An 8,631-nucleotide genomic window follows, 5' to 3' on the forward strand; every position below is an offset into this window, starting at 1 on the left:
GTGGTGGGGGGCGTGGCGAAGACCGCGTCGCTCGGCGGCGTCGCCAGGTAGGGGGCCGGCGGCAGCGGCGCGGGCGAACCCCAGCTGCGGCGGCCCGGTGCCGGGCGGGCCGGCGGCGAGGGCGGCGGCAGCGGGCGGGGACGCTCGGCGTCCTCCGCCTCGGGACGCTCGCCGGACTCGTCGCTCACACCGGGCTCCGGGTGGGTGCAGGGGAGAGCCCGGGGGACGACGGCCCCGCGCCGCCGTCGCCCGCCGCGGCCGCCCGGCGGCGCCGGATCAGGAAGTGCACGAGCCGGCGCAGGAAGAGCAGCGCGAGCAGCGAGGCGGCGCCGATGGTGATGGACAGGGAGATCGGCCCGTAGGCGGTGCTCTTCACCTGCATCTCGACGCGGTCGCCCAGCGGGGCGCCCGAGGGGGTCGTCACCTGCGCGGAGACGGTGAACCCGCCGGAGCGCCGCAGCTCGGTGGGCACCTGGAGCGTCGTGCGCTGCTCGGGCGCCAGGGTCTGCACGCCGATGTCACCGACGGCCAGCCCGCCGTTGGCCGGGGGGGCGACCTGCAGCCGGACGTCGACGGGGAAGGGCAGGGGGTTGTCCACGGTCAGCACCAGCGGCGCGTCGCTCGAGGCGAGGCTGTAGGTGCCGTCGGCCGGCGCGACCACGGTGACGCGCTCCTGGAGCCGCTCGAGGGTGGCGCGCGCATCGGCGGCCGCCGCCGCGAACTCCTCGGGGTCGTCCCGCCGCAGCACCGAGGCGGCCCGGGCGATCCCGGCGTCGTAGGGCTGCAGCGCCAGGTCGGCGTCGACGGGGATCGCCTCGGCGAGCTCCTCCCGCGCGGCGACGGCCTCGCCGAGGACCGCCAGCCCGGCCGGGTCGAGCGCGGTCTCCGGGTCGGCGTCGGCGAGCGATCCGGCGTCGGCGGCCGGGGCGGCACCGAGACCGGTCACGCTGCCCGGCTGCAGCCACGGCAGGCCTGCGGTGTCGGCGATCATCGCCCCGGCGCCCTCCAGCTCCGCGTCGACGTCGCGGGGCGGCGCGACGAGCACCGTCTGCTCGGTCCCCGGCGGCGCCTGCAGGGTCAGCGCCGCGAGCTCCGCCAGGTAGCGCTGCTCGGCGATGCGCGGGCCGCCCTGCACCACCTCGGCGGTGCCGACGACGGCGCTCAGCGTCGGGTCGGCGACGAGCACGTCCAGCACCCCCTCGTCGACCGCGACGGTGCTCCGGGCGACGGCGTCGGAGCCGTCCAGGCCCACGGCGGAGTCCCCGTCGGTGAGCGCCCCGCTGCCCAGGACGACCCGGTCGATGCCGCCGGCGCGCAGGGTGTCGAGGGTGGCGGCGTCGTAGGACCCGTCCGGCGACCACGCCAGGTCGGTGATCGGCGTGACGTCGAGGACGTCGGCGATGATCTCGGCCCCCGCCCCGGTGCCGGTCGGGGCGGCCGGCTCGGGGGGCGGCGTCGCGCCGTCGACGGCCGGGTCGCCGGTGACCGGCGGGGGCCCCGGTGGGTCGTGCGCGGTGCCCTCCGGCGTCCCCGGCAGGCTGCGGGTGACGACCGCGGGCAGGCCGGCGGCGTGCAGCCCGTCGGCGTCGACGTCGCCGTAGGGCAGCGCCACCACCGGCCGGGTCGCCACCACCGCGCGCAGCCGGTCGAGGTAGGCCCGTGCCGCCTCGGTGCCCGTCCCCGCGCCGGCGACGCCCGCGACGGCGTACGGCCCGTCCGCCATGCGCGCCAGCTCCTCGACGAGTGCCGGGTCGACCGCCAGCGTGACCGGCAGCGGCGCGGCGGGTGGCGCGTCCGGCTCGGCCCCGGGCTGCCCGGCGGGCAGCCGCTCGACCACGGCCAGCGCGCGGTCCAGCCGGCCGCCCTCGCGCACCGCCTCGACCAGCCCGTCGTCGACGAAGCCGCCGGCGGCGTCGCGGTGGCTCGGCTCGGACAGCGGCCAGAGCCAGGCCACCGTCGTCCGCGAGGACGGCACGACCGGTTGCTGGACGAGGAAGGTGGCCAGCTCGCCGACCCGGCGCTCCTGGTCGCCGTCCACGGTGCCGTTGACGTTGAACAGCACCGGGTACACGCCGTCCTGGTCCAGGCGCAGCTCGGCGGAGTCGAGCGCGTAGCTGAACTCCACGCTGCCGCCGGGGGCGAGCACCCCGGGCAGCGGCGCGAAGCCGGGCTGGACGGTGGTCGCGGTGTCGGGGTCGCTGACGGCGTCGGCCAGGTCGGGCCGGCCGGTGAGGACGTCGCCGCGCTGCAGCCGGGCGGTGAGCCCGGTGATGGGGTCCGGCCCGGTGTTGGTCAGCGTGCCGGTGACGGTGATCAGCGCACCCGGGGTGACCGTGCGGGGCTCGAAGCGGGCCACGTCGACGCGGACCGGCCGGTCGGCGGAGGTGGTGGCCCCGTCCGGGGCGCTCGGCGCGGGTGCCGCGGCCGCGGGGGGCAGGACGGACGCCGGGGCGAGGAGCGGCCCGCCGAGCACGAGCGCGCCCGAGAGCAGCGGGAGGAGCGCGGCCGCGCGCCGGGCGGTGCCCTGCCGGGCGGGAGCGGCGGCGGGGCGGCCACCGGCTCGGGTGGCAGCCGGCCGCGTCACGCGCTGTCGGCCAGGAGTCCGGGGGCGCGCTCGACCAGGGCACGCTCGTCGGCGTACGCCAGCCGGGTGCTGAGCTCCTCCAGCGGCACCCAGGCGACCTCGGTGACCTCGACGTCGGCGTCGGAGAGGGCGCCGCCGACCGCGCGCAGGAGGAAGTGGTGCACGGTCTTGTGCACGCGGCGGCCCTCGGCGACGAACCAGAAGTCGATGATCCCCAGCGGCGCGACCACCTCGCCGATGATGCCGGTCTCCTCGGCGACCTCGCGGACGGCGGTGTCCTCGGGGGTCTCGCCCGCCTCGATGTGCCCCTTGGGCAGCGACCAGAGGAGGCGACCGCGGCGGTCCGTGCGGCCGATCAGGGCGGCACGGGGCCCGGTCACGCCGTCGTCGGCCACCACCAGGCCCCCGGCGGAGGTCTCGTCGACCCGGCGCAGCCGGCGGCCCGGGCGCCCTCGCCCGCCCGTACCAGCCATGCCAGGAGGGTAGCGCGCTCCTTGCGGCTGCTCCGGGAGCCGCTCGTGCGGAGCCGGGCCGGGGCGGCTCCGCGCCCGCACTACGCTGGCTCGTCGTGTCCGCCACCCCGCCGAGCCGGCCCGACCCCGCGCCGGTGCCCCCGGCCGTCCAGGAGACCGTCCGCAAGCTCGTCGACGTCTCCCCCGTGCTCGTCGAGCTCGGCCGGCGGTTCGCCGCCGCCGGCTTCGAGGCCCACCTGGTCGGCGGCTCGGTGCGCGACGCCCTGCTGGCCGCGGCCGCCGGTGGCTCCGGCACGCCCGGTGACCTCGACGTCACCACGGACGCCCGGCCCGAGCAGGTGCTCGAGGTGCTCCGCGGCTGGGCCCGTTCCACGTGGAACACCGGCATCGCCTTCGGCACCGTCGGGGCCGACCTCGGCGGGGTGCGGGTCGAGATCACCACCTTCCGGGCCGACCGGTACGACCGCACCTCGCGCAACCCCGAGGTCGCGTGGGGCAACTCGCTCACCGACGACCTGGCCCGGCGGGACTTCACCGTCAACGCCATGGCGGTCTCCCTGGGGCCGGACCGCACGGTGACCGACCCCTTCGGCGGGCTCGGCGACCTGCTGGCGAAGCGGCTGCGCACGCCCGGTCCCGCCGTCGAGTCCTTCGCCGACGACCCGCTGCGCATGCTGCGGGCGGTCCGGTTCGTCGCCCAGCTGGGTCTCACCCCGGACGACGACGTCGTGCGGGCGATGACCGATCTCGCCGGCGAGCTCGGCCGGATCACCGCCGAGCGGGTCCAGGCCGAGCTGTCCAAGACCCTGCTGCAGGACTCCCCCCGGGCGGCGCTCGAGCTCTTCGTCGCCACCGGCCTCGCCGACGTGGTGCTGCCCGAGTTGCCGGCGCTCCGCATGGAGATCGACGAGCACCACCAGCACAAGGACGTGTACGCCCACTCGCTGACCGTGCTCGACCAGGCGATCGCGCTGGAGAAGGCGGATCCGGGAGCGCCGTCGCCGGACCTCGTGCTCCGGCTGGCCGCGCTGCTGCACGACATCGGGAAGCCGGCCACCCGCCGCCACGAAGCCGGTGGGCGGGTCTCCTTCCACCACCACGAGGTGGTCGGGGCCAAGCTGGTCCGCAAGCGGCTGGTCGCGCTCAAGTACCCCAAGGACGTCGTCGAGGCGGTGTCCCGGCTGACCTTCCTGCACCTGCGGTTCCACGGCTACGGCCGCGGCGAGTGGACCGACTCCGCCGTCCGCCGCTACGTCACCGACGCCGGCGACCTGCTTCCCCGGCTGCACAAGCTCGTGCGCTCGGACTCGACCACCCGCAACAAGCGCCGGGCCGCGGCGCTGTCGGCGACCTACGACTCGCTCGAGCAGCGGATCGCCGAGCTCGCCGCCCAGGAGGACCTCGCGCGGGTCCGCCCCGACCTCGACGGCAACGCCATCATGGAGCTCCTCGGCCTGGGCCCGGGGCCCGAGGTCGGCGCCGCGTGGCGCCACCTCAAGGAGCTCCGGCTCGAGCGCGGTCCGCTGGAGCGCGACGAGGCCGAGGCGGCGCTGCGCGCGTGGTGGGCCGAGCGCCAGGGCTGACGCCTCCGCCGCGGCCGGCTCCAGGAGGGGGAGGGCGGTGCCGAGATGACAGGTGTGCACCCGCAGCACCCCGACGACCCCGTGCGGCTGCCGGCGTCCCCGACCGGCCGGACGCCGCAGTGGGTGCTCGACGAGCTCGCCGGCAGCTCCGCGCCGGCCGCACCGCCACCGGGCCCACGACGCCGGCGCCGCGGCCGGTGGGTGGTCCCGCTCGCCGTCGCGGCGGTGGTGACCGGGACCGTGCTGGCCGACCCCCCGGTGTGGCCGTGGGCCGGGACCCAGGTCGCGCCCGGCGCCGCGGAGCCGCTCGCCCCCGCGCGCCCGACGGACCGGCCGACGCCCTCCGGCGCCACGACCCCGCTGGGCAGCGCCCCGCAGCCCCCGGCGGCCGCCGGCACGCACGCCTACGCGTCGGTGCAGGAGGACGGCGTGACGCCCGTCGCCTACGACCCCTGCCGGGAGATCCGCTACGTGCTCCGCCCGGACGGCGCGCCGCCGGGCACCGAGGGCATGGTGCACGAGGCGGTCGCCCGGATCGGCGAGGCGACCGGGCTCCGCTTCGTCCACGAGGGCCCGACCGACGAGCCCCTGGGCGGGGAGCGGGCACCGTTCCAGCCCGACCGCTACGGGGACCGCTGGGCCCCGGTGCTCATCGGCTGGGCGACCGAGGCCGAGGACCCCACGCTCGCGGGCGACGTCGTCGGGGCGGCCGGCAGCACCGCGGTCTCCCTCGGCGACGGCCCGCGCGTCTACGTGACCGGGACGGTGACGCTGGACGCCGGCCAGGCGCCGGAGCTCCTGAGCCGGCCCGGTGGCGCGGCCGCCCTCCGCTCGGTGGTGCTGCACGAGCTCGGGCACCTGGTCGGGCTCGCGCACGTGGACGACGACCGCGAGCTGATGTACCCGGAGGCGCGGCCCACGGTGCCCGACCTCGCCGACGGCGACCGTGCGGGGCTCAGCGCGCTCGGCCGGGGGCCCTGCGTCCCCGATCTCTGACCGGGCCGGCTCCGCGGCGGGTCATCCGCGCGTGCAGCAGCGCCGTGGCGAGGTACCCCGCGCCCACGACGGCGAGCGCCGGCCGCGAGACGCCGGACTCGGGCAGCGTGAACGCCCCGGCCACGAGGGCGGCGACGAAGCCGATGTTGACGAGGGTGTCGTAGACGGAGAACACCCGCCCCCGGTGGTCGTCGTCGATCGACTCCTGCAGCGTCGCGTCGACGCAGACCTTCACCCCCTGGCCCAGGAGGCCGAGGACGAAGCCCGCCAGCACGATCGCCGGGGGCTGCAGCAGCAGGCCCAGGGCGGCCTGGACCAGCCCGCCGGCGGCGAGGAGGGCACCGATCCAGGGCACCGTGCCGATGCGGCGCACGACCGGCGGGGTCAGGGCGGCGCCGGTGAGCGTGCCCGCGGCGATCGCGGCGGCGACCTGCCCGAGCCCCACCAGGCCGCCGGGGAACACGCCCCCCTCGTCGGCGAAGGTGTTCCGGTAGAGCAGCAGCGTCATGAGCGTGAGCAGGCCGAACCAGACGCGGTGCAGGCCGATGGCGGTGAGCGCGGCGGCGACCGGCGGGTGCGCCCAGGCGTGCCGGGCGCCGGCGACCATGCCGGACAGCACCTCCCCCACCGGCAGCCGCGCCGTGCGGGCCACGTGGTCGGGCCCCAGGTACGCGCGGGTGAACCCGGCGACGACGGCCGCGGCCGCGAGGTAGGGCAGGGCGGCGGAGAGGGCGACGGCCGCGTACCCGGCGTCGTCGGACCCGGTCAGCTGCAGGAGGGCCAGGGCGGCGCCACCCCCGACCACGGTGGCGACGGCGCCCGCCGTCGTCGACAGGGCGTTCGCCGTCACCAGCGCCCGCTCGTCGGTCGTGTGCGGGAGCCCGGCGGACAGCGCGGAGAGCACGAAGCGGTTCACCGAGAAGACGGCGAGCCCGGCGAGGTAGAAGGCCGGCCCCTGCACGCCCGTGAGCACCAGCGCGGCCACCGCGGCCACCAGCGCGGCGCGCAGCACGTTGGCGCGCAGCAGCACCTGGCGCCGGCTCCACCGGTCCAGCCACACGCCGGCGAACGGCCCGACGAAGGAGTAGGGCAGCAGCAGGACGGCGAAGCCCGCGGCGACGTCGACCGGGTCGGCGGCGCGCTGCGGGTTGAACAGCACCGTGCCGGCCAGCGCAGCCTGGAAGACGCCGTCGCCGACCTGCGACAGCAGGCGGGTGCCCAGCAGCCTGCGGAAGTCGCGGCGCGCCAGCAGGCCGCGCACCGTCGTCCCCGCCCCGGCCACGCCGTCACCCTACGAGCAGCAGCCGCCGTCCCCGCCGCCGCGCGAGGGGCAGCGGCCTCCGGCGCCGAGGTGGGGCACACTGAGAAGGATGTCGCCGGTGCCTCCTCCGCCCGAGCCCGAGTCCGGTCCGCCTGCGCGGCCCGCGACCGGGCGCCGTCGCGCCGGTGCGGTCCCCCCGCTCTCGGTCGGCGGCCTGGACGACGTGCGGGCGGGTGCCCTCCTCGTCGCGATGCCGGCGCTGACCGAGCCGACGTTCGCCGGGGCGGTCGTCTACGTGCTCGACCACTCCGACACCGGCACCCTCGGCGTGGTGCTGGGGCAGCCCAGCCAGGTCGAGATCCGCGACGTGCTGCCCGGGTGGTGCGATCTCGCCGTCGAGCCCGGTGTCTTCCACGTCGGCGGGCCGTGCGAGACCGACACGGCGCTCTGCCTGGCGACGGCGTCGCCCGGGGACGCGGTCCCCGGCCTGCGCCCCGTGGCCGGCGACGTGCACCTCGTCGACCTCGACGGGGAGCCGGACGCGCTCGCCGGGCAGCTCTCCGGCCTGCGGGTGTTCGCCGGCTACGCGGGCTGGTCGCCCGGCCAGCTGGCCGGGGAGATCGCCGAGGGTGCGTGGGCCTGCGTGCCGAGCCGCCCCGGTGACGTGCTCAGCGACCTCTCCGGTGCCGCGCTCTGGCGGCGGGTGCTGGGCCGCCAGCGCGGTCGGCTGGCCGTCCTCTCCACCGCCACCGCGGACCCCACCGTCAACTGACGTCCCTCGCGGCACGCGCCGGGCAGCGCGAACCGGCGTCGTCTGGTAGGAATGTGCCCGGGAAGGGGCGGTCTGGGGAAGAGGCCGCCCCTTCCCGCTTCTCGTGAGGCGGTGACGTCCCCCGCCCTAGAGGCCGAACGCCTCGGCGATCTCCGCGTGGTCCGCGGCCTCGGCGGTCTCCTCGGCCGTCGGCAGGGCCAGCCGGCGGCTCCCGTGCTCGGCGAGCGTGACCGTCACCTCGACCGCGCCCAGCGGGGTGCGGTACTGCACCAGGGTGCGATCGGCGTCGTCCACCGCGACGGAGCGCTCGTCCCGGAGGCGGTAGACCGTGGTGGGCCGGCCGTCGACGGCCTGCTCCCCCTCCCACCGGTACGGGCCGTCCAGGAAGGCCGCGGGCCGGTCGGGCCGCTCCGCGGCGAGGTTCTGCAGGACCTGCACCACGAGATCGAGCAGCGGCGGCTCGGGCTCACCGGACGACAGCGTCCGCCGCAGGTACGTCGCGTCGGGGGCCCCGGCGGCCGCCAGCGCCTCGGGGAGCCCGGGTACGTCGCCGGCCCAGAGGTCGTCGCGGTCGAAGAAGAGGGTGCGGGTGTCCCGGTCCTCGCCGGCCACCGTGGTCACCGCCTGGGCCTGGCCGACCGCGCGCCGGAAGTCGATCTGGCCGGTCAGCGTGAGCACCGCGTCGTCGCCGAAGGGCGCGGTCACGACGAAGTCGGCGCCGCCCTCCTCGTGGTTGCGGTGCAGCAGCTCGGCGAGGACGGCGGCGTCCTCCTCCGTGACCGGCTCCCCGGCCTGCCGCTCGCCGTCGGTGCACCCGGCCAGCAGGAGGAGGGCCAGCCCGGCCGCGCCCACCCGGGAGGCGAGCTGGCGGCGGGCGGGCATGGGGTCAGCGTAGGCAGCCGGTCGCCCCGGAGCGGGCCCGACGCGACGGGGCGACCGGCTGCCTACGCTGACCCCATGCC

7 protein-coding genes and 1 pseudogene are annotated in these 8,631 nt (G+C 77.8%); 3 read left to right on the forward strand and 5 right to left on the reverse strand.

Annotated elements, in window-relative coordinates; all coding sequences use genetic code 11:
• From E9549_RS21675 to E9549_RS21685, 3 genes and pseudogenes are all read right to left on the reverse strand, one after another.
• A pseudogene (locus E9549_RS21675) lies at window positions 1-188 on the reverse strand (hypothetical protein); the annotation flags it as partial.
• Window positions 185-2,584: a DUF6049 family protein gene (locus E9549_RS21680; RefSeq protein WP_236828666.1), complete on the reverse strand. Its 2,400-nt coding sequence runs from the start codon at window positions 2,582-2,584 to the stop codon at window positions 185-187. The gene E9549_RS21680 and the pseudogene E9549_RS21675, both read right to left, overlap by 4 nt.
• Window positions 2,581-3,057 (reverse strand): NUDIX hydrolase, encoded by a 477-nt coding sequence (locus E9549_RS21685; protein ID WP_091930860.1) that lies wholly within the window; start codon window positions 3,055-3,057, stop codon window positions 2,581-2,583. The genes E9549_RS21680 and E9549_RS21685 overlap by 4 nt, the downstream gene beginning before the upstream one ends.
• A 95-nt stretch (window positions 3,058-3,152) precedes the next feature.
• Between E9549_RS21685 and E9549_RS21690 the strand changes: the two genes are divergently transcribed.
• The gene (locus E9549_RS21690; protein ID WP_236828667.1) at window positions 3,153-4,640 is read left to right on the forward strand and encodes a CCA tRNA nucleotidyltransferase; all 1,488 of its coding nucleotides are present in this window, start codon (window positions 3,153-3,155) and stop codon (window positions 4,638-4,640) included.
• Window positions 4,641-4,685: 45 nt separating this feature from the next.
• Window positions 4,686-5,636 (forward strand): matrixin family metalloprotease, encoded by a 951-nt coding sequence (locus tag E9549_RS21695; RefSeq protein ID WP_236828668.1) that lies wholly within the window; start codon window positions 4,686-4,688, stop codon window positions 5,634-5,636.
• On the opposite strand, the gene E9549_RS21700 is transcribed toward E9549_RS21695, so the two are convergent.
• Window positions 5,596-6,918, reverse strand: a complete 1,323-nt coding sequence (locus E9549_RS21700) for an MFS transporter (RefSeq protein WP_236828669.1) — start codon at window positions 6,916-6,918, stop codon at window positions 5,596-5,598. The genes E9549_RS21695 and E9549_RS21700 overlap by 41 nt on opposite strands.
• A gap of 97 nt (window positions 6,919-7,015) precedes the next feature.
• Between E9549_RS21700 and E9549_RS21705 the strand changes: the two genes are divergently transcribed.
• On the forward strand, window positions 7,016-7,669 hold the full coding sequence (locus tag E9549_RS21705; RefSeq protein ID WP_236828670.1) for a YqgE/AlgH family protein: 654 nt from the start codon (window positions 7,016-7,018) through the stop codon (window positions 7,667-7,669).
• 126 nt (window positions 7,670-7,795) lie between these two features.
• On the opposite strand, the gene E9549_RS21710 is transcribed toward E9549_RS21705, so the two are convergent.
• Complete coding sequence (locus E9549_RS21710) at window positions 7,796-8,551, reverse strand: hypothetical protein (RefSeq protein WP_236828671.1); 756 nt, start codon at window positions 8,549-8,551, stop codon at window positions 7,796-7,798.
• Window positions 8,552-8,631: the final 80 nt, after the last annotated feature.

Origin of the sequence: Blastococcus sp. MG754426, from assembly GCF_021699055.1 — a bacterium.
Taxonomy (GTDB): domain Bacteria; phylum Actinomycetota; class Actinomycetes; order Mycobacteriales; family Geodermatophilaceae; genus Blastococcus.